The organism is Psychrobacter sp. H29 (assembly GCF_059073055.1).
Genome location: NZ_JCACRY010000001.1, coordinates 2,642,985 through 2,664,559, shown reverse-complemented (window position 1 = coordinate 2,664,559; position 21,575 = coordinate 2,642,985). Strand labels below are relative to the sequence as shown.

Here is a 21,575-nt window from a genome sequence, read left to right as displayed (position 1 = left end):
ATCGCTCTATCGACAAAGAAAATGATAACTGATTCTAGTATTAAGTAGATTTATGAAACATGAAGAAAGGTTGCGATTGTTGCCGTTGTTTGGCACATTCAGACACTAAACTGTAGACAGCCAAACAGTTGTGCTACTAGTGTAAGTAAATAGATGGGCAGACCTAAAAGTATATATATGATGCTTTTGATTACTGTAGAGGCGGATGTAGCATTCAATGTTTAATATTTGACACTTATATAGACAGCGCGACTGATCTATCAGTGCTGACTGGAAAAACTTATGTTTGGGTTATTACGTATTGTATTGATAGCACTTGGACTCATACTTATCATCGACTGTATCGCACTGATAGCCATTGACAAGGTTAATTTTGGCACGGTGCTGCCTTTTTTGATAGGTGTGGTTTTTTTGGGTCATGGGCTGGGTGCGCCTATGATCGCTAGAGTGCTTGTCAAACATCCTGTACTGCGTCGTATCTGGTATGGGTTATGGTTAATATTTGGGTTATGGCTCATGAGCTTTTTGGTATTTGTTTACTCATTGCAGCAGCAGATTGCTCGTGGCAAACAAACGCTACCGCCCGTGGCCGCTATTATCGTGCTTGGTTCTGGTACCGTTGCGGGCAAACCCAGCGCCACCCTCGCCAATCGTCTGGATACGGCAGCAACGCTGATTGAGCAGCAACCACAAGCATTGATCATTACCAGTGGCGGTATCGGTCTGGGGCAGCCGCGCAGTGAGGCAAACATTATGGCAACTTACTTGCAGGACACGCACGACATTTCGCTAGATCGTATTTATCAAGAAGGCAAAAGCACCAGCACTGAGGAAAATTTGGCGTACAGTCAGGATATTTTTGCGCAGCATGGTATCAATAAAAACATGCCCATTGCGATTGTCACCAGTGATTTTCATACCATTCGTGCTGTAGCAATTGCAAAGCATCAGGGCTACCAGCAGCCTGTTGCACTCGCCAGCCCAACGCCGCTATCTATTCGCTATAACGCCTGGTTTAGAGAGTACTTTGCCTTTGGTAGTGGCTGGCTGCTAAAAGAATACTGATACTTGGAGCATCGAAGACATCGTTGCAGTACAGTGCAGTGCAGTACAGTGTATAACATCATACTATTTTGAGCGGTGCTATGCTGTCCTTTGTAGAACATAAACCACAAATTTTGCTTCTGTATCGAATGACGCTTTTTCTACCGCTGACAGCAATGCTTGTCTTTTCTCACTACGCGCTCGGTAGGCATAAGGTGTCATCGTCATTAGATCGGCTAAGTCCTCTGCGGATAAACTCATTTTCTTACTGACACGCTGAGTCTCGACCAACGTAAAATATGGCGCCAACTCTTGTAGGAACTTATCAGAGTCATGCTCACGCACACTATCGAATAAGGCTTCACGCAACGTCGCCAAATGTCCGACGTCTGGTTTGGCAATGATTAGGTAGCCATTATCAGCCAACACCTTAGCGAACGCTTCGGGCAAAATGGGACTGAAAATACTACTAATACCGGTAATACTATGAGGGCGTAGTGGTAGATGCGCCGCACTGGTCACTAGTGGATAGATTGCTGTCGACTTGGCAGTATCTTCTGTGCTCTGCTGATACCAGAGACGGTTCGTTACCTTACTTACTTTAGCCAGCTCAACCAATGCAGGCTTACTGATATCAGCGGCTATTAGCGTGTCTATGAGCGACGAGCCCATTTGTGCCATTGCCTGCGTATAATAACCCTCACCGCAACCGATATCAAGCCAATGAACAGAGTTGGTATCATGCTCACCGGTAGACTCATTTTTTGATAACAGCATTTCCATTGTTTGGCTGATCAGATCCTGCAGCGGTGCATAATGCCCTTGGTTCAAAAACCGTTTACGAGCATTGATAGACGCTTGACTGTCGCCAGGTGCTTTGGACTTTTTTTGTTGCACAGGCAGCAGATTGACGTAGCCTTGACGGGCAACATCAAAGGGGTGCGAAGTGTTTTTGGGGTGCAAACTACCATCACAGCGCCACGTGTCTGCAGCAGGCTGTAGTGGTGACTGGCAAAGTGGGCAAATAAATAAGGACACAGATATCTCAAAGTCATCGCAATATGACTCGCATTTTAACAAATTTCGTGTGCCTTGAACGATAAAAAGCCACCTCAATATTGTTTGAGATGGCTTTTAGAACGCTAGTATAAGTGTACTTACAATACGGTTTGAGGCTGACGTTTTAACGCAGCTTCAATGTCATCAGTCCAAGAATAACAAGTATGATAGCGATAATCCAAAATCTGGCTACTACTTGTGTTTCTTTCCAGCCAATCTCTTCGAAATGATGATGCAGCGGTGCCATACGGAAAACACGTTTTTTACGCAGTTTGTAAGAGCCCACTTGTAGCATGACTGATAGCGCCTCAGCAACAAACAAACCACCCATAATAGCAAAGGCAATCTCTTGTCTCGTCATCACCGCAATCGTACCTAGCATCGCACCGAGTGCCAGTGCGCCGACATCTCCCATGAATACCTGTGCTGGGTGAGCATTGAACCATAAGAAACCAAGTCCTGCCCCAACCATTGCGCCACAAACAATGAGAACTTCAGAGTTATAGGCAATATAAGGCACATGCAAGTAATCCGCAAAGCGCACATCACCCGACACATAAGCCATTGCGCCCAAACCTGCAGCAACCAAAACGACTGGCAAAATCGCCAAACCATCTAAACCGTCCGTGAGATTGACCGCATTGGAGGCGCCATTGATCACAAAGTAGGTGAAGATAATAAAACCAATACCAAAGGGCACTGCGGAAAATGGAATCATCCAGTCTTTGAATACGGGCAATAATAGGTCCTGCATCTCACGAGTGGTGTTGATGTCTGGCTGTAGTGTGGCGATATAGTACAACGAGACGCCGACGAACAATGCGCCCATCGACAACCAAAAATATTTCTTTCGTGCGATCAGACCTTTGGGGTCTTTATATTTAATTTTGAGCCAATCATCTGCCCAGCCTACCGCACCAAAAATAACCATAACAACGAGCAAAATCCAGACGTAAGGATTATTTAGGCGTGCCCATAGCAGCGTCGATATGCCAATAGCACTCAGAATGAGTACCCCGCCCATGGTAGGCGTACCTGTCTTGGCCAAATGCGATTGAGGCCCATCGTTCCGAATAGCCTGGCCGTATTTGAGCGAACGCAAATGCCTGATGACACGTCCGCCAAAAACCATGCTAAACATAAGCGCGGTGACGACCGCGAGCAGTGCTCTTAGCGTCAACGAAGAAACCGCAGAAAACGGCGTATAATACTGACCAAGCCAGCCAAACAACCAAACTAACACCGCCTACTCCTCTACTAATGCATGTATAAGTGTTTCCATTTTCATGGAGCGCGAGCCTTTGAACAACACAGTGCAAGGCTTAGCTTGTTGCGCTTGTAAATACGGCTGTAAATATTCTAATAAACTGTCTTTGTCTGCAAATGCATGCGCATTGATATCAGAAATCTCTTGCGCGCCGGCAACAGTATAAGCGGCATACTCACCTACACATAACAGTACATCAATACCTGTGGTCGAGATAGTACGGCCCAAGCTTTGATGCTCACTAACTGCCGCATCCCCAAGCTCACCGATATCCCCTAACACCATAACTTGCGTACCCGTTTGTGCAGCCAGCACTTTGGCAGCGGCACGTACCGAGTGAGGATTAGCATTATACGTATCATCAATCAGGCGATGCATACCCAGTATCTGACTGTTCAGGCGACCTTTTGCTGGACGCGCATTTTCTAGACCCACAACGATATCATTGACCTCAATATCTAGCGCGTATGCACAGGCGGCAGCAGCCAAAGCATTATTGACATTATGCTCGCCTGCTAATGGCAAATTGATATCATGAATTTGATTACCGATATGTAGCTTAAACTCACTACGCTCAGGTTCTACATCCAGATGACTTGCACTGACATCGGTATTACCGAACCCAATTACATGTGAAGTGTGCTTTTCAGCAATACGGCGCAACTGGTTGGTAAAATCATCCTTGTCAGGCACTATCGCATACTGTGCGTCCGTCAAAGTGTGATAAATCTCTGCTTTGGTTTGGCAAATCCCTTCACGGCTACCAAACTCGCCTAAATGGGCAGTACCGATATTTAGGATACAGGCCACGTCAGGGCGGACGATCTCAGTCGTATAAGCGATCTCACCAATATGATTGGCACCCAATTCTAAAATAGCATAGCGATGATGATCTGATAGCTCAAGCAGCATCATTGGCACGCCCAAATCATTATTGAGGTTGCCACGAGTAATCAATGTCGGCGCCAATCTACCAAAAATGCTACCCAGCATCTCTTTGCAGGTTGTTTTGCCACTCGAGCCTGTAATAGCAATCACGGTCAGGTCTGTGTGCTGCTGACGTCGATAGCTGGCCAATTGACCTAAAGCCAAACGGGTGTCACTTACCACCAACTGTGGGATAGTATTTGCGTCGGATGACGCGGTAGGACGAGACACGATAGCAGCAATTGCACCTTTTGATGCTGCCGTATCGATATAATCATGACCATCAAAATTCTCACCACTTAACGCCAAAAAGATATCACCTGGTTTTATCGTGCGAGTGTCGGTAGCGATACGCTTACTGGCTAGAGCGACTTCTCCTGCATTTGCATGGTCTTGTGGCAGTTGCCAATGACCATCGAGCGACGCTGTCGCAGCAAGCATATTATCCATTTGCCAGACATAAAGCCCTTGTGACTGGATGGTGTTATCGGTGTCGGCTGTCATAGTGGTTACCTTATATGATGACTACTTAATTTTTGTATTTAATGATCACTCTTGACTGTTTTATGCAGCGAGCGTCTATCGGCTATACACGGCCCGCTTGTTCTAATGCCTGTTGCAAAATAACACTGTCATCAAAGTCATAACGAACGTTGTTTATTTCTTGGTAAGTCTCATGGCCTTTGCCCGCAATGACGACGATGTCATCTGGACCCGCCTGACTGACGGCATACATAATTGCTTGTTGGCGCGCAGGCTCTATGTGAGTGTGTTGATATTGCTCAGCACTCATTCCAGCTTGCATGTCTTGCAAAATAGCAGTGGGGTCTTCGGTACGTGGATTGTCCGCAGTTAGGACAACTTTATCAGCACCTGCTAGACCTGCTTGTGCCATCAGCGGACGCTTACCTGCATCACGGTCGCCGCCGCAACCAAATACTGCCCACAATTGGCCCTTACAGTGGGTTTTCAAACTCGCTAACACCTGACTGAGTGCATCTGGTGTATGCGCATAATCAACGATAAAACAGCCATCATTAGATGGCACACGCTGCATACGCCCGACAGCGCCTTGTAACTGTGTCACTGCCTCTGCAATGCGATGAATACTTATATCTGAATGGGCAGCATTTAACTGAACATCATTTAACTGAGTTCTATTTGACTGGTTTTTATTTAACTGGGTATTCAGCGCCGTAGTAGCGGCTATCGCTGCAAGTAAATTCGCTACATTAAAACGGCCCAATAATGGACTAACAATATCTATAGTCGTGGCTTGCTCATCACCAAAATCTGTACGTAAGCTAATCTTGACCCCTTGCAGACTCGGCATGATATCAGCCGCGACAAAGGTAGCGGATGCTAACGGATCTAAACTGTAGGTCCATACCGTTAAATGACTAGCTCTCGCAGTATCTAGCATGACCTGAGCATGCTCATCATCAATATTGATAATGGCATGAGTCAAATCTGGAAAATGTGCCGTATCAAACAGCTTGGCTTTGGCGGTAGCGTATTCTGCCATATCGGCATGATAGTCTAAGTGATCACGGCTAAGATTGGTATAAATCGCCACAGAAACTGGCATACCTTGCAAGCGCTGCTGATCTAAACCGTGAGAGCTGGCTTCTAGTGCCAGTATTTCAGCATTCTCTGTCCCCATTTGATACAAAAACTGCTGTACAGCCAAGGCATCTCCTGTGGTATGACTCGCCTGTACTAACGCACCAAGCCTACCATTACCTGCTGTACCCATTACCGCGCTACTCATACCTGTCAATTGTGTAAGCTGCGCTACCAATTGACTGATAGTGGTCTTGCCATTGGTCCCAGTCACAGCCACTACTTTTGGCAAAGTCACTGGCTGCTGATACTGTAGATACGCTTGGATTAAGCTACCCAAAAAATCACGGATGTTAGGAACGTATAAGACTGGGCATGAGAGTGCTGCTAATTGCTGTGACGCATCGCTTTTACTATCTACCGCCGACGCATTACTAGTATCTGCAGAGCCGCTGATATCACTCATTAAGGTGATAGGATCAATTTCCGATAGCACAAAAGCCGCTTTTGAGGCGGCCTGAACCAGATAATCGCGGCTTTTTTGAATGTTCGGCGTGTGGCTGTTTAGAAGGATAAATACGTCATTATCAGACAGCTGACGACTGTCTAATTGAAACTGCCGGAAGGCGATATCAGCGACAGACTGAATCTGAGCTGAGACTGCCTGACTTGCCGCCTCTTGGGCCGATGTTGCCATCATTTCTGTCAATTGCTGCGCCAGCCTGCTATCGCTAGCATCGATAAGCTGTTGCAAAGTGACAGAGATAACAGGGGCGCCATTTGGCGATAATGTAGGCAGGGTCATGATCGATTCCTAAACAGTTAATACCAATCAGCACTTAAAAGAGCTGACTACTTAAAATAATTCAACGCCTACTGTGGTTCTGTTTTGAGCGGCTTATCCAAAGGCACATTGTACAATCGTAACGCCTCTTTCATCACGTTGTGGAAAACAGGTGCGACCGTTAGACCCGCATAAATCTGACCGCGCGGATCTTCAATAAGCATCACGCCTACCAGCTTTGGATTAGAGGCTGGTGCCATACCAGCAAACACATTACGATACTGATCAGTGTAATAGCCGCCTTCTGGATTGATGCGGCGCGAGGTACCTGTCTTACCGGCCACACGATAGCCATCAATAGCAGCGGCTTTAGCGGTACCGCCTGGCTCAGTCACACTCTCGAGCATTTGGACAATCGACATCGCTTGCTCACGCGCCATAATGCGTTTGCTGGGCTGCGGCTTGTCATTTTTGATCAAGGTCAATGGGTGCATTACCCCGCCTGCCGCTAGTGCTGAATAGGCCTGAGCCACTTGTGCTAGCGTTACTTGTAGACCGTAACCGTAACTGACCGTCGCACGGCGTGAGGTTTCTTTTTCTTTTGGTGTCACAATGAGACCACTGCCTTCACCTGGGAACTGTAGAGGGGTTTTTGTACCAAAACCAAACTGTTTTTGCATATTGGTAATGGCTTCAGGCGGTAGCGAGAGCGCAATCTTGGTGGAGGCAACGTTGCTGGATTTTTGTAGCAGCGTTGCCATATTGATCATGCCAAGATTGTTATGATCTCGAATGGTATAGCCGCGCACGCGAATTGAGCCAGGATTGGTATCAATTAAGGTAGTCGGTGTATATTTACCCGAGTCCAATGCAGCAGCAACGGTAAATGGTTTCATAACTGAACCTGGTTCGAACACATCTAACAGCGCACGGTTACGTTGGTTTTCGCCCGTCATCTCATTGAGATTATTCGAGTTGAATGAGGGCCATGTCGATAGTGCCAGTACCTCGCCTGTCTGCACATCGACGATCATACCTGTTGACCAGCGCGCTTTTTGCAAGCGTCCTGCTTTCTCCAGCTCTTTGTAGAGCAAATACTGCAAACGCGAATCAATCGTCAGTGCCACATCTTTACCTGGTATCTCAGGCTCGATTTGCTTGATCTCTTTTAGGCTATTTTGTTTGGCATCTTTTAAGACCAGTACCTTACCGTCATCACCTGCCAGCTCTTTTTCATGCTGACGCTCAATACCAGCACGGCCCTCATAACCGCCCTCGGGATCATTGGCATTCTGTCCCATAAATCCTAGTAGCTGCGCATTAGATTGTGGCTGCGGATAATAACGCTGAAAGAAGTTTTTCTCGTGGACACCAGGGAAGTCAAGAGAGCTAACGCTTTGAGCAATCTCTGGCGTTACTTTGTTGAGCAGCGGTAGATAATGCGAGCCTGCACCAGATGGCAGTGCCGCTTTGACAGCTTCCTCGTCAGTCACATCGAGACTGTCATCGATTGCGGTGACTTTTTTTAGCTCATCAACTGAAATATTAGCAGCCGTTGCTAGCGTCATCAGATCCATATTATCCAAGCGTTTTTGCATACGCGCCTGTAGTTGTGGACTACTAGGATTGGTCAAAATAATGCGTTTGAGCTCGTAATATTCACTTGCGTAGTCGTGCGGACTAAATGATACGGTCGCAAGCGGCGCACTGACTGCGAGCGGTAAGTTATTGCGATCTGTAATCATGCCTCGATAAGATTTTTGTGTGCGCTCACTGGTAATGAGCTCATTACCTTTGTCTTGATAAAACTGCGCATTAGCCACTTGGATATAATAAGCACGGCCAATCAATAACACTAATATTACCAGCGCCAAACCCCAAACAGTACGAAAACGGTTTTTGTCTTGCTCAAAACCGCCACGAGAAGAAGCGCCAGAGGCCTTACCTAAGAACCCTCGTTTGCTCTTTGAGTTTTTTCCAGCGTTATAAGCGCCTTTGGTATCGCTCTTTTTTATACGGCCAAATAGCTTTGCCTTACGATTGCCTGCCGCTTTATCACTCGCTTGGCCAGATTTGGCAGCGCTAGCACGGCGCAACGGCTTTGTTACCTTACCGCTGGCTGGTTTTTTGCCGGTGCTTTTTGCTGTAGGTTTGGTTTTTTTCTCACTCATTGTCCTGCCTCCATTGCCGGTTCTTCAGGAGAGATGTCGGTGGAAGCACGTGGGCCAGTAGCGTCAGTCAACTCTTCGTCTGAGTCATCAGAAACTACTGGCACCAACGCTGTCGCGACGCCAGGCTGGATAATAAGCTTGTCTTTTAGGGTTGGGGAGTACATGCCCAGTTCAGCAACGGCACGGCTGGCAATCTGAGGTGTTGCACTGAAAGTTTGCTGCTCAATCAATAGCCGTTGGTGCTCTACTTGTAGCTTACGCTCTTGTTTTTTCATGTCTTGCAAGGTTTTATAATCCTGATGATATTGCTGAACTTCTTCGGCAGTTTTGATACCACTCCAGACGATTGCGGCTGCCAATAGCAGCAGTACGACCACATAAATACTTACCACATTGAATCGGCGCACGAACAGCTCACCGATATCGGTGTTGGAGGGTACAGCGCGGCGATTTGCAGGTTTGTCAGATATTGCCATGACGATCTCAAAAAAGTGAACGTAAACGATAAAGTAAATAGTGAGTTGCAAACAACGAACTTAACATTGCCTAGCAGTACCATCAATAAAAATAAAACCAGAGATAACCATCGTATGACCGTAGCAGCCTGACTATAAAAGCCTATGACTATAGAGGTCTACAACTATTAATGTATCCTGTTAAAACCAGATCTACTGTCGTGCTAGATTAAATGAATGGACACTTAATTTTAGCTTAGAAGACGATCGATCCATGAGCCCATAAGTCTCATAGATCGTGAAACAGATAAAAATTATTTGCCGAGCCTAACAGACAATATTTACAGCTTTTTAACAGTGGCGTAGCGATTAAGACATTTGCACATCATTGAGATAGACAATGGTAACCATACGCGACCTGCTTAGTGACTTCATCCAAGATTTATGATGCGTCCGTTTGCTGATACGCTGTATCAGTACGAGTGGCCAGTCGCAACCAGGCGCTGCGCGCGCGCGGATTCTGACTGGTTTCAGCTTTGCTAGGGCCAACGCGTTTTGGCTTGCTAAAATAGCGCGGGCGATTCGGTGGCATCGGTAGATTTTCGTCTTCTGGGTACTGACCTTTACTATGACGCTGCAAAAACTGTTTGATACGGCGATCTTCTAATGAATGAAAGCTAATCACTGCCAGCTGACCACCTGACTTTAAGATAGGAATGCTTTGCGCTAAAAAGTCATCGACATCGCCCAGCTCATTATTAATAAAAATACGCATGGCCTGAAAGCTTTGTGTCGCTGGATGCTTACCGCGTTGCCAATTAGGATGCGCAACCTTAATCACTTCTGCCAACTCAAGCGTAGAGTCATAACTTTCCATCTGTTTGATAGCGCGGGCAATACGGCGACTGTGACGCTCTTCACCAAACTCATAGAGCACATTGGCCAACGTCTCATCATCGACTGTTTCAAGCCACTCGGCAACGGACTGACCGCGGCTGGTATCCATACGCATGTCCACTGCCCCATCACGCATAAAGCTAAAGCCGCGACTACCATCATCAATCTGCGGTGATGAAATGCCCAAATCCGCCATCAAGCCATCAACTTCACTGATGCCCATAGCAGCTAGACTGTCAGTCAAGGTCGCAAAGCTATCATGAACCACACGCACGCGGCTGTCTTTACTTGCCAACTCTTGTGCTACGCTAATGGCCGTCGGGTCTTTGTCAAAGACAATCAGTGTGGCGTCATCGGCGAGTTGGCTCAGTAGTAGCCTGCTATGACCGCCACGACCAAAGGTAGCATCGACGTAGATTCCACTTATATCTAAGCTATCTTGGTTATTACCATCAGTTTGCTTGGGTAGAGATTTTACGCCCAGCACTGCAGCGACAGTCTCTTGTAGGAGCACCGCATCATGGACAAAACTTAATTCATCAGACGTGATAGCGCCCTCATGACGGGCGTGAGTAATATCCATATCGACATTTTGCGTAGACACATCACTTGTCAATGATGGGCTGGGCGCTGACTCAGAGAGATCAGTGGCAATAGAAGAACTGGCTTTCGATTTTGGCTTAGACTTTGATAGGGACACAAACAACTCAATAGATGACGACCATACTGGCCAGTAATTGGATGAAAATAAACAAGTTATGACTTGCCTAGCATTATTATCGCAAGGATACACGGCTAGTCAAGCACTAGAAGGGCTTTTCATTAAAAATATCACATGTCTCTGTTATACTAGCGCTATATTTTACGCTATTTCTTCACATCGACTTCATATCTTTCATCGCTATTTATACTAATAGCTTATATCGATAGCAAATTTTGAGACTTTTACCATGCAAACCTCTACTGACAGCACACGCCCTGTGCGCACGCGTATCGCCCCATCACCCACTGGTTTCCCACACGTAGGCACTGCCTATATTGCTCTATTTAACTTAGCATTTGCCAAAGCGCATGGCGGCGAGTTTATCTTACGTATCGAAGATACTGACCAGACGCGCTCGACTGAGCAATCAGAACAAATGATTTTGGACGCCTTACGTTGGGTCGGTCTAGATTGGGCGGAAGGTCCAGATATTGGTGGCCCACATGCGCCTTATCGTCAGAGCGAGCGTAGCGATATCTACAAAAAACACGCCGAGATACTCATAGAAAAAGATCATGCGTTTCGCTGTTTTTGTACCAGTGAAGAGTTAGATACCATGCGCGCTGAGCAAATGGCAAATGGCGAGACCCCTCGTTATGATGGTCGCTGTGCTCATCTTGCACCGGAAAAAACTGAGCAATTGGTAAGCGAGGGCAAGCCGCATGTGATTCGTATGCGTGTACCGACTGAAGGCATCTGTCACGTAAATGACATGCTGCGCGGCATCGTTGAGATTCCTTGGACACAAGTCGACATGCAAGTGCTGCTAAAAACAGACGGTATGCCAACCTATCATTTAGCCAACGTCGTTGATGATCATTTGATGGACATCACTCATGTGATGCGCGGTGAAGAGTGGCTGAACTCTGCGCCTAAACATCAGCTGCTTTATGAGTATTTTGGTTGGGAAATGCCGACGCTTTGCCATATGCCGCTGCTGCGTAACCCTGATAAATCAAAACTGTCTAAGCGTAAAAACCCAACGTCGATCACCTACTATCGTGATGCAGGCGTGCTGCCTGAAGCATTATTAAACTATCTCGGTCGTATGGGCTACTCAATGCCTAATGATGCTGAGCAGTTTACTTTGGATGAGATGATTGCCAGCTTTGATATTCAGCGTGTGTCGCTTGGCGGCCCAATTTTCGATATCGAAAAACTTAACTGGGTAAATAGCGAATGGCTGCGTGCGCTTAGCCCTGAAGAGCTAAAGAATAAAATTCTTGAATGGGCCAGCAACAGTGACAAACTGACTGCTATCGCAGCGGCGATTCAACCACGTATCGAGCTATTGTCTGATGCGGTTAATTGGGGTGGTTTTTACTTCCAAAACCTACCTGATATCAATGCTGAGAGCTTCACTCATAAGACGCTTGCACCTGAGCAAATTATCGAGATGCTGCAATTGGCGCTTTGGCAGCTTGAGACCCTACCAACGTGGTCGGAAGAAAACATCTATGCCACGTTAAAAGGCCTTGCTGCTCACCTGGATATCAAGATGCGCGACTTTATGGCGCCGTTCTTTATCGCTATCGCTGGTAGCACCTCATCGACGCCCGTTATGAACTCCATGGCGATTATCGGTGCTGATATGACATTGACTCGCTTGCGTCATGCGGTTGATGTACTAGGTGGTTTAGGTAAAAAGAAACTTAAAAAGCTTGAAAAACAAGCGGCAGAATTACCAGATTTCTTAGCCTCTGCTGAATAGTTCAGTTGCTGCATAGTTTATCGGCTAAACAGCCTAAATAGTTTCAGCCAATTAGCCAAACTTATCGAATGTAAAAGGGTCAGTCCATCTCTGACCCTTTTTTCGTTGTTATTAGCCACTACACCCTCAGATCGTTAGATGTCTTTTATTAAACCTTTTAATTGGAAACAAACATGGCCGCCAAAACCGTCACGATAGAAAGCAAAGACTACGTCTTCAATACTTTAAAAGAAGCACAGAAATATTATGATGCCCTCATAAAGGAGCTGTTTGATGCAACTTTAACCCTGACCAAGGGCCAAGACTTCGAAGATTTAAAATGGATATATACCGCTTACTGTGGTCACACCAAGCATAATCTAGATAAATTGAGTAAATATGACATCATTGGCGTCAAAGGTATAAGAACGATCCGAGAAAAAGGCGGTCAATATATGCCGACTGAATGCTGTGCGATTATTTTTTCTGATGGCAGCGAAGAAGACTTTTATACCGATAAAGCCATCAAAGAGATTGCGCTTAAGCAAAATCCACGCTAATTCGGACGTGTTTAGCCTTTAAAATAGGCCAAAACGCTTTTTTTTGCATATTTATGAATTATTTTTAAAATAGTTGTTGACAAGACTGCCGCTCTTACATAAAATACGCACACTCTTAGCGAGGGGCTATAGCTCAGTTGGTAGAGCACTTGCATGGCATGCAAGGGGTCAACGGTTCGACTCCGTTTAGCTCCACCATACTTATTTATAGCAACGCTCAGTATTACTGAAACGTAATAATAAATACTCGCTAGTAGGACGATATCAGCACCTAGGCAATGCTTGCTCTATTTATAGATAAGCTATCTGATATTGTGAAGTACCGTTGTAACCACTGGTTATAACACTCTATGCGTCCCCATCGTCTAGAGGCCTAGGACACCGCCCTTTCACGGCGGTAACGGGGGTTCGAATCCCCCTGGGGACGCCACTATTCGGCGTCACTTATTAGCACTTTTGCTTAGCATCAGATTAGACTAATAAGCGAACAATAAAAAAGCCCAATCATCATACGGTGACTGGGCTTTTTTATGCCTGTCGTTTCTCGAAATCCTTTATTCTGTTGTCGTTAGCTTATTATTAATAGCTCCCAGCTTACTGTTGATAGCGCTATTGCCAACCTATCTAATACTCGTTAACATCGAACTGATAAGCGTATTTACAAAGTGCAGCCACATACTACAAATGATGAGCGTAGCGTGATTGAAGGGAAGTGATTGCGATGTTTGGTATCGAGAATTATCTGGGGTTTATCTTGGCGGCTATTTTGTTAAACCTAACGCCAGGTACGGATAGCATGTACATCATCACCCGTAGTATCTCGCAGGGACAAACAGCAGGATTTCATTCGGTATTGGGTATCACCTCAGGAATTTTGGTACATACTCTATTAGCGGCGCTAGGATTGTCAGTATTGCTTGCCAACTCTCCTACAGCATTTATGGTCGTCAAATATATCGGTGCGACTTACTTATGCTACTTAGGTCTAAAAATGCTACTAAGCAAAAATTCAAATTCAATAGCGAATAGTTTAGCTGATGATCAAAACGTTGTCAGCAAACAGGGTAAAGAAGGTTGGCAAATCTATAAGCAAGGCGTGTTAACTAATGTACTTAATCCAAAGGTCGCTCTATTTTTCCTCGCGTTTTTTCCTCAGTTTATCGATTCTAGTTATGCTTATGGCATGCTGTCATTTTTAATGTTGGGACTGACCTTTGCTACCACTGGGTTTATATGGTGCTTATGTTTGGCACTATTAACAGCGCGGTTTAGTACACGCTTGCGTGAGAACCCCTATATTGAAACAATGCTCAATAGAATCAGCGGTGTGGTGTTTGTAGGCTTGGGGATTAAGTTGTTGACTGAAAAGGCTTGAAAAGTAAAGTAACAAGAATAAAAAACGTCTTTCATAAAAAAGCCCAATCCCCTACTTTGACGGAGATTGGGCTTTTTGTCATATAAAGCTTAACTAACTACTAGCCAGCTTCTTTGCTCTCAGCAGCCAATTGACGTAGTACATAGTGCAATACACCACCATGACGTACATATTCGCGCTCTTTTGGCGTTTGTAGACCGACATTGACTTCAAAGGTCTCGCTCGACCCATCAGCACGTGTAGCCGTGACTTTGGCGGTTTTGCTTTCACCATTATCCAGACCCGTGATGCTCAATACTTCAGAACCATCTAGTTTGTAGGTTTCTGCATTTTGACCGTCTTTAAACGTCAATGGCAACACACCCATACCGACGAGGTTTGAGCGGTGAATACGCTCAAACGAGCTGGTCAACACGGCTTTTACACCTAGCAAGATAGTACCTTTGGCTGCCCAATCACGGCTCGAACCAGAACCATACTCTGACCCACCAAGTACGACGAGCGGACGCTTGTCTTCTTTATACTTCATCGCTGCATTATAGATGGGCATTTCTTCACCATCTTGTAGCGTAGCGCTGTCATCTTTGAAGTAATAGGTACAACCGCCTTCCTTGCCACCCATCATGGTGTTTTTGATACGGATGTTGGCAAAAGTACCACGGGTCATGACTGCATCGTTACCACGGCGTGAACCATAGCTGTTGAAGTCTGCTTCCATCACGCCGCGCTCTTGCAAGTACTGTCCTGCTGGTGAGTCTGGGTCGATGTTACCCGCTGGTGAGATATGATCGGTGGTGATTGAATCACCGAACAGACCAAGGATACGTGCGCCTTCGATATCAGGGATACCTTCTGGCTCCATAGTCATACCATCAAAGAACGGTGGGTTTTTGATATAGGTCGAGCCTTCGTCCCACGGATACAGCTGGCTGTCCGCTGAGCTAATCGCATTCCACGCGGCACTACCGTCGAACACTTCGCCATAGTTTTTGCGGAACATATCAGCATCGATGTTATTGGCAATCAACTCGTTGATCTCTTCTGAAGTTGGCCAGATGTCTTTTAGATAGACATCGTTACCGTCTTGATCTTGTGCTAGTGGATGAGTAGTCAAGTCGATGTCGACCGTACCTGCCAACGCATAGGCAACTACTAGCGGCGGTGATGCCAAATAACTGGCCTTCACATGTGAGTGGATACGACCTTCAAAGTTACGGTTACCTGACAGTACTGCAGCAGCAACCAAATCATTCTCTTCAATACCTTTTTCAATCGCTTCAGGAAGTGGTCCTGAGTTACCGATACAGGTGGTGCAACCATAACCCACAAGATAGAAGCCTGTTTTTTCTAGCTCATCCATAAGGTTAGTTTTTTCTAAGTAATCAGTGACGACTTTAGAACCAGGAGCCAATGACGTTTTGACCCATGGCTTGGCTTTGAGTCCTTTGGCAGCGGCTTTTTTGGCCACTAGCCCGGCACCAATCATAACCGCTGGGTTTGAGGTGTTGGTACAAGAAGTAATGGCAGCGATGACCACAGAACCATCTCTTAATTTGTGCTGCTTATCATCAATACTGACATTTGAGAAGACGTTATTTGCCGGAGCATGCTTTAGATCATCGTCTCTTGTGTCAACTTCAATCTTTGGTTCAGCCGCTAGATCTTCTGCTTGCTCTTGCTCGCCGCCCTCTTGATCAAAGCGTATCTTACCGTCCACTTCTACTTTACGGTCTTTATTCATCTTCTCCAGCGTTTCGCCAAATTTTTCATGCATATCAGACAGATTGATACGCTGCTGCGGCAAATTAGGACCAGCCAGTGCTGGTTGTACTGACGACAGATCTAACTCTAGCTTGCTCGAGTATGTTGCTGCTGGTGTATCAGCATCGTGCCACAGACCCTGCGCCTTGGCATATTGCTCAACCAACTCAATTTGAGCTTCATCACGGCCTGACAGACGCAGATAATCAATTGCCATCTGATCAATTGGGAAGATACCACAAGTCGCGCCATACTCTGGTGACATATTAGCAATGGTAGCGCGGTCTGCTAGCGGCATACTGTGCAGGCCTTCACCATAAAACTCAACGAACTTACCGACCACGCCATGTGCACGTAGCATTTCTACCACACGTAATACTAAATCGGTCGCCGTGACACCCTCAGTTAGCTTGCCTTTGAGCTCAAACCCGACCACTTGCGGAATTAGCATCGAGGAAGGTTGGCCCAGCATCGCCGCTTCGGCTTCGATACCGCCCACACCCCAACCAAGCACACCGATACCATTAATCATCGTGGTGTGGCTGTCTGTACCAAATACGGTGTCTGGATAAGCCATCAGTTCGCCATCAACATCTGCTGCCATCACGACGCGAGCGAGATATTCGAGGTTTACCTGATGCACGATACCTGTCGCTGGTGGTACGACGACGAAGTTTTCAAAGGCTTGTTTGCCCCAATGCAAAAACTCATAGCGCTCATTGTTACGCTTAAATTCGATTTTTTCGTTGAGATCTAGTGCGTCCTCACGGCCATAAGCATCGACCTGTACAGAGTGATCAACGACCAGCTCACTAGGGATAAACGGATTGATTTGCTCAGCCTTACCGCCCAGCTCAACCACTGCATCACGCATCGCGGCCAAATCAACAACTGACGGCACACCAGTAAAATCTTGCAAGACCACACGCGCTGGCATAAAGGCGATTTCTTTTGATGCCTCAGCGCCTGCATCCCAGTTTGCCACCGCTTCGATATGGTTTTTACCGACTGACTGGCCGCCATCTTCGTTGCGCAATAGGTTTTCTAATACCACTTTCATACAAAATGGTAGGGTATTGATATGTTCGTAAGTTTCGGTCAGCTTTGGCAAACTATAAAAGGCATGTTCCTTGCCAGCGACTGAGAGGGTGTCTTTTACATTAAAAATATCACTCATGATAGCTTCCTTATCGTTGTTATAGATCCTAGACGTCAATTATTATGGGTGTAGGTATATGACTGGTGGCTGAATAAATGATCGAATTGATTTTGATAATCAAAAGGTGTCGTCGATTTATCTTATGACCGCTTCTGCTCGCAAAGAAAATAACGTTACTTTAACAATGCTATTTTAAAACGCTGCTTTGATAACGCTATTTGCTCGCTCAACAAAAGCTTCTTTTACCATAACAAACATGCAAGGCTTTGTTAACGTCTAGACGTTATTGAATCGTGGCACAATCGTAAACGTAACAAAGGCTTAATGAGCTATATACTAGCGACGGGAGCTATCACTTGCTGGGTTTTTGGCGTCTGCCATTACGGAACACGTAGCTGTCGTCATAAAACTCGGTCACGGCGTTTGCTGCCCAGAAATGCGGCACGCCTAAAATCGGTAGCGGCGCAAGCTGGTGTGGCTTGACATCATCATTTGATAATAACGTGTCCATGTATTTGGCAACCTTATCATCCAAATAGCTCATACGTTCAGCCAATGATAAGATAAAGAACTCTTGTGAAACATGAATGACAATACTATGCGCACATAATGGCTTGCGCGGTTGTATCAGTTGCTCAAGTAGTGCATGCCCAAAGATATAGACTGCTGCCTGAGCGCTGTTATCAGGTTGTGCTGGGTTGTCCCATTTAGCACGTGGCTTAACCAAACTTGCCTGCCAGTCAAAACTAACCAACGCCTCACCGATACTAACATCAGAAGTCACCAGCACGGCGCCATTCTCATCGAACACCGTAATGGTGTCACGTACCCGTCCTCGTCGCTCACTAACGCCTTGCTTGGCGATCTCCAGCATATGATAGTAGTTGAGCACTGCCTTGGTTTTTGGGAAAGTCAGCCAGATACTACCGTTAAATAAATCATGCAGATTGTCCCGCGTTGGGATATTGCCGCTCGTCCCGATGAAATGCTCATACGCCTCACCAACGGGTAATGCATTTTGAGAGACGAACTGTAGGATCTGCGGCTTGTTGTCACCAGCTGGTTTGGTCTGTGGTAAGGGTTGCTCCAAAGCCGCCGCTTGCCGCTCCATTGCTGCTTTTAATACCGTACCAACGACATCAGGTGTACGACCGACAGCTTTTGGTGTGCCCATACTGTCTACTTGGCGACTGGTATTGCTAAGGTGCTCGATGGTTGTGCTGAGGTAATTAAGCTGAGCAATATGAGACAGCCACGGTGCTTGCCAGTCAATATCGGCAAAGGACTTATCAAGTGTACCCTTTACGATAGAAGGGTCGTTGTTGTCTGTGTCGGGATTTGTTTTGGCGGGCAAGTTATTGGCGGGCATAAGGGCTATCTCTTAAGGTTTATCTCTGTTAGACGTATGGACGGTCTATGGTATCATGGTGCGCTTTTTTACAGCTAGATGAGCGATTCGAAAGGTCTTTTCGAGCGCGATGGATAAATGAGTTTTTATGGCAAATTTTAATACCCACTTAAACGTTGCATTTATGGTTAGCGGTGCCATGAGTCTGACCGTATATAAAGCTGGACTGATCGACGACTCAGGGTTTTTGATGTGTGTGGCACTTGGTACTATTGGCGGGTTGTTACCAGATTTAGATTCGGATAACTCAACACCGATTAAACTTGGTTTTAATATCACCTCTTTTGTCTTTGCCTTTGGTTTGGTCATGCACTGGCGCAGTGAGCTGAGCTTACTGTCACTGATAGCATTATGGCTGGCCGGCTACTGTTTTATGCGTTATGTCGTTTTTCATATTTTTACTACGATGACTGTGCATCGCGGCGTCATCCACTCTGTGCCATATATGGCGATACTGGGATTGGGTCTGACGTGTTTAAGTTATTACGGTCTACACCTACCACTGACGACCAGCTGGTTTTACGGTCTGTTTTTGTTTGGCGGGGCGATAGTGCACTTATCATTGGACGAGCTGTATAGCGTGAATCTGTCTAATATGAAAATGAAGCGCTCATCGGGCACGGCGATGAAGTTCTACCAACCAAAAGATAAATGGTGGTACTTGCTCTTATATACTATCCTTGTATTACTGGTGTATGTCGCTCCGCCTTTTGAGATGTTTTGGTCGCGACTAAGTGATCCTTCTGCATGGGCACAGCTAAGAGTTGGTATGCTGCCGACACTCCTAGAAAATATGCTACGGTAAACTATTACTGCCAATCATTAGAGTATGATATGTCACTTTTTATACCATCTACTACCCAAACCTGCCCTTGCCAAATCAATCCGTTATCAGAGACAGACTCGCCGCTCTCCTATCAAGACTGCTGCCAGCCTTATCATGATGCTTTTTATGATGGCGAAGTAGGTGGGCTAAAGGCTGAAACAGCCGAGCGGCTTATGCGGTCGCGCTATAGTGCATTTGTACTCGTCAAACCAGAGTATATCGTTAAGACCACGCTACCTACACAGCAGGCTTTGCTTGACGTCACATCGATTGAGAGTTGGGCAAAAGAGACGGACTGGGCAGGGTTAGAGATTGTGAAGCATACGCCAAAGCTGGGCAAAAGACATGCGCAGGTTGAGTTTAAGGCATATTTTAATACCAAAGATAATGCTCGTAATTTAGCAGGAAAAATACAAGCGCATCATGAGTTATCTACCTTTGTGAAAACAATAGACAAGTCTAGTAATGATGCGCGTTGGTACTTTTTAGACCCGACGGTTGCGATGAAGATGACACAAAAACAACCGTGTATTTGTGGTTCTGGTGAAAAATTTAAGCGGTGTTGTGGGATGTGTTTGTAGCCGACTGAACATCAATAAGCTCAAGGCCTTTGACGCTTTCAATAAAAGACACAATCTCATTGGTGGTTTGTTCAATCCATTGTGCTCTATTATCATTGTTAGTAATTTGATAAAGGCTTTCAGCTTCAAAGAAATTTAGAAGTTGGGTTGGTTTAAGATGACCTCCTAAGAACCATTTGTTACCATTATCAACCATCTCTATATTTGAGCTTTTAATTGTAGCTGCTAAACAATCTAATTCATTCACATACGGAATACGTTTGCTATTTTGAGAGATAGTTATACCGTAGTAAATGTTATGGTTCAACTGTATAAAAAAATGAACGCCATAGATACCAAAACTACCAAGTAAAGATTGTATGCCGTAGAATCTTGATGGTGTTCTAGATTTATAGTAGTTCTTAATTTTTTTATTTCTATCACACAATTGTAGATTCTTATCGCAAAAATTGAAATCATAGCCTTTCTTCTTTAATATTTCTTGTAACTCTTGCCAAAATTTCTTTTGCAAATCAATTTGAAAGCTGACAAGCGACTCACTCAGCTCATACGCCAGCTTAAAATTCTCTTTTTGATATAATAGTTCAATATGCGCTTGTTTCATTTTTGCCGACCTTGTATCACCTGTTAGTTTTCCCACCAGCCTTCTATACTGTAATAGTGTGTGCTCAATATGTGGATACGGTCTTGCCTCAACAATACAAGTATCTAACCAATTGGCAATATCCTCTTTATAGCTGATTTGCGCAAAATCACTCTCTTTTAAATTTCCTTTACTATAAACACTAACTGGATCGCCATATTTATTTAAATATAAGATATAGATATTTTCTGATGTGTAGCCTATATTTTTACAAGCTTCATAATAACGTTGAAGCTGTTCTTTTTGATCATAAGCATTGATCTTGTTTTCAATAACGATGATATTTTCTTTATTTTTTAAAACAATATCTATCCGACCAGAGTTTTTGATAGTTACTTCAGTTTGACACGTATAAGGCTGATTTGGACAAAGCGGCAGACGTTTTTCATCTTTATTTTCAAAAGCTACGTTCACTACTTGGTCGATAAATAGCTTTTGAAAGGCATCCATACCATGGCTACCTGTTGGATTTAAAAGCTCCGCTAAAAACTTAGAATGTAGACCCACTTCTTCATCATCTCTTCTTAAAATGGAAAATACATTAAAACCATATTTAGTATTAGATGCTTCTTCTATCCCTGCCTGATCAATTTCTTCTAAGGCTTGGAAAAGATTGTTGTAGACCATAGTTGCTCGTTACTT

The 21,575-nt window shown here is 45.2% G+C and carries 16 protein-coding genes and 2 tRNA genes; 8 read left to right on the top strand and 10 right to left on the bottom strand.

The window, feature by feature from the left end; all coding sequences use genetic code 11:
- Nucleotides 1-282: 282 nt before the first annotated feature.
- On the top strand, nucleotides 283-1,065 hold the full coding sequence (locus AC5JP1_RS10850; RefSeq protein ID WP_493844128.1) for a YdcF family protein: 783 nt from the start codon (nucleotides 283-285) through the stop codon (nucleotides 1,063-1,065).
- 78 nt (nucleotides 1,066-1,143) lie between these two features.
- On the opposite strand, the gene AC5JP1_RS10845 is transcribed toward AC5JP1_RS10850, so the two are convergent.
- The 7 genes from AC5JP1_RS10845 to rsmH all read right to left on the bottom strand — a co-directional run bounded on the left by AC5JP1_RS10845 (nucleotide 1,144) and on the right by rsmH (nucleotide 10,750).
- Nucleotides 1,144-2,088, bottom strand: a complete 945-nt coding sequence (locus AC5JP1_RS10845) for a putative RNA methyltransferase (RefSeq protein WP_493844478.1) — start codon at nucleotides 2,086-2,088, stop codon at nucleotides 1,144-1,146.
- Nucleotides 2,089-2,227: 139 nt separating this feature from the next.
- On the bottom strand, nucleotides 2,228-3,346 hold the full coding sequence (gene mraY / locus AC5JP1_RS10840) for a phospho-N-acetylmuramoyl-pentapeptide-transferase (RefSeq protein WP_443526747.1): 1,119 nt from the start codon (nucleotides 3,344-3,346) through the stop codon (nucleotides 2,228-2,230).
- Between the two features lie 3 nt (nucleotides 3,347-3,349).
- Complete coding sequence (locus AC5JP1_RS10835) at nucleotides 3,350-4,801, bottom strand: UDP-N-acetylmuramoyl-tripeptide--D-alanyl-D-alanine ligase (RefSeq protein WP_319052337.1); 1,452 nt, start codon at nucleotides 4,799-4,801, stop codon at nucleotides 3,350-3,352.
- Nucleotides 4,802-4,883: 82 nt separating this feature from the next.
- Entirely contained in the window at nucleotides 4,884-6,665 is a 1,782-nt protein-coding gene (locus AC5JP1_RS10830) for a Mur ligase family protein (RefSeq protein ID WP_493844127.1), read from the bottom strand.
- Between the two features lie 68 nt (nucleotides 6,666-6,733).
- Entirely contained in the window at nucleotides 6,734-8,815 is a 2,082-nt protein-coding gene (locus tag AC5JP1_RS10825) for a peptidoglycan D,D-transpeptidase FtsI family protein (protein ID WP_493844126.1), read from the bottom strand.
- The gene (gene ftsL / locus AC5JP1_RS10820; protein ID WP_319052334.1) at nucleotides 8,812-9,291 is read right to left on the bottom strand and encodes a cell division protein FtsL; all 480 of its coding nucleotides are present in this window, start codon (nucleotides 9,289-9,291) and stop codon (nucleotides 8,812-8,814) included. Before ftsL ends, AC5JP1_RS10825 begins: the two co-directional genes overlap by 4 nt.
- A 421-nt stretch (nucleotides 9,292-9,712) precedes the next feature.
- Nucleotides 9,713-10,750 (bottom strand): 16S rRNA (cytosine(1402)-N(4))-methyltransferase RsmH, encoded by a 1,038-nt coding sequence (gene rsmH, locus AC5JP1_RS10815; protein WP_493844477.1) that lies wholly within the window; start codon nucleotides 10,748-10,750, stop codon nucleotides 9,713-9,715.
- Nucleotides 10,751-11,117: 367 nt separating this feature from the next.
- On the opposite strand from rsmH, the gene gltX reads away from it, so the two are divergent.
- From gltX to AC5JP1_RS10790, 5 genes are all read left to right on the top strand, one after another.
- Nucleotides 11,118-12,641 (top strand): glutamate--tRNA ligase, encoded by a 1,524-nt coding sequence (gene gltX, locus AC5JP1_RS10810; RefSeq protein ID WP_493844125.1) that lies wholly within the window; start codon nucleotides 11,118-11,120, stop codon nucleotides 12,639-12,641.
- A gap of 173 nt (nucleotides 12,642-12,814) precedes the next feature.
- Entirely contained in the window at nucleotides 12,815-13,180 is a 366-nt protein-coding gene (locus AC5JP1_RS10805; protein ID WP_493844124.1) for a hypothetical protein, read from the top strand.
- Nucleotides 13,181-13,302: 122 nt separating this feature from the next.
- Nucleotides 13,303-13,378: transfer RNA gene (locus AC5JP1_RS10800), tRNA-Ala, on the top strand.
- A gap of 156 nt (nucleotides 13,379-13,534) precedes the next feature.
- A tRNA-Glu gene (locus AC5JP1_RS10795) sits at nucleotides 13,535-13,610 on the top strand.
- 291 nt (nucleotides 13,611-13,901) lie between these two features.
- Nucleotides 13,902-14,555 (top strand): LysE family translocator, encoded by a 654-nt coding sequence (locus AC5JP1_RS10790; protein ID WP_493844123.1) that lies wholly within the window; start codon nucleotides 13,902-13,904, stop codon nucleotides 14,553-14,555.
- A gap of 100 nt (nucleotides 14,556-14,655) precedes the next feature.
- Here the strand turns inward: AC5JP1_RS10790 and acnA are convergent, their stop codons facing one another.
- Both acnA and AC5JP1_RS10780 read right to left on the bottom strand, forming a co-directional pair.
- Nucleotides 14,656-17,493 carry an aconitate hydratase AcnA gene (gene acnA, locus AC5JP1_RS10785; protein WP_493844122.1) on the bottom strand — a complete coding sequence of 946 codons (2,838 nt, stop codon included), beginning with the start codon at nucleotides 17,491-17,493 and terminating at the stop codon, nucleotides 14,656-14,658.
- Between the two features lie 334 nt (nucleotides 17,494-17,827).
- Nucleotides 17,828-18,844 carry a DUF3025 domain-containing protein gene (locus AC5JP1_RS10780; protein WP_493844121.1) on the bottom strand — a complete coding sequence of 339 codons (1,017 nt, stop codon included), beginning with the start codon at nucleotides 18,842-18,844 and terminating at the stop codon, nucleotides 17,828-17,830.
- A 127-nt stretch (nucleotides 18,845-18,971) separates the two neighbouring features.
- On the opposite strand from AC5JP1_RS10780, the gene AC5JP1_RS10775 reads away from it, so the two are divergent.
- Nucleotides 18,972-19,688 carry a metal-dependent hydrolase gene (locus tag AC5JP1_RS10775; protein ID WP_493844120.1) on the top strand — a complete coding sequence of 239 codons (717 nt, stop codon included), beginning with the start codon at nucleotides 18,972-18,974 and terminating at the stop codon, nucleotides 19,686-19,688.
- 29 nt (nucleotides 19,689-19,717) lie between these two features.
- Nucleotides 19,718-20,290 carry a YchJ family protein gene (locus tag AC5JP1_RS10770; protein WP_493844119.1) on the top strand — a complete coding sequence of 191 codons (573 nt, stop codon included), beginning with the start codon at nucleotides 19,718-19,720 and terminating at the stop codon, nucleotides 20,288-20,290.
- Here AC5JP1_RS10770 and AC5JP1_RS10765 read toward each other — a convergent pair.
- Nucleotides 20,262-21,560, bottom strand: coding sequence for a PDDEXK-like family protein (locus AC5JP1_RS10765; RefSeq protein WP_493844118.1), 1,299 nt, complete (start codon nucleotides 21,558-21,560; stop codon nucleotides 20,262-20,264). The two genes, AC5JP1_RS10770 and AC5JP1_RS10765, sit on opposite strands and share 29 nt — an antisense overlap.
- Between the last annotated feature and the right edge of the window lie 15 nt (nucleotides 21,561-21,575).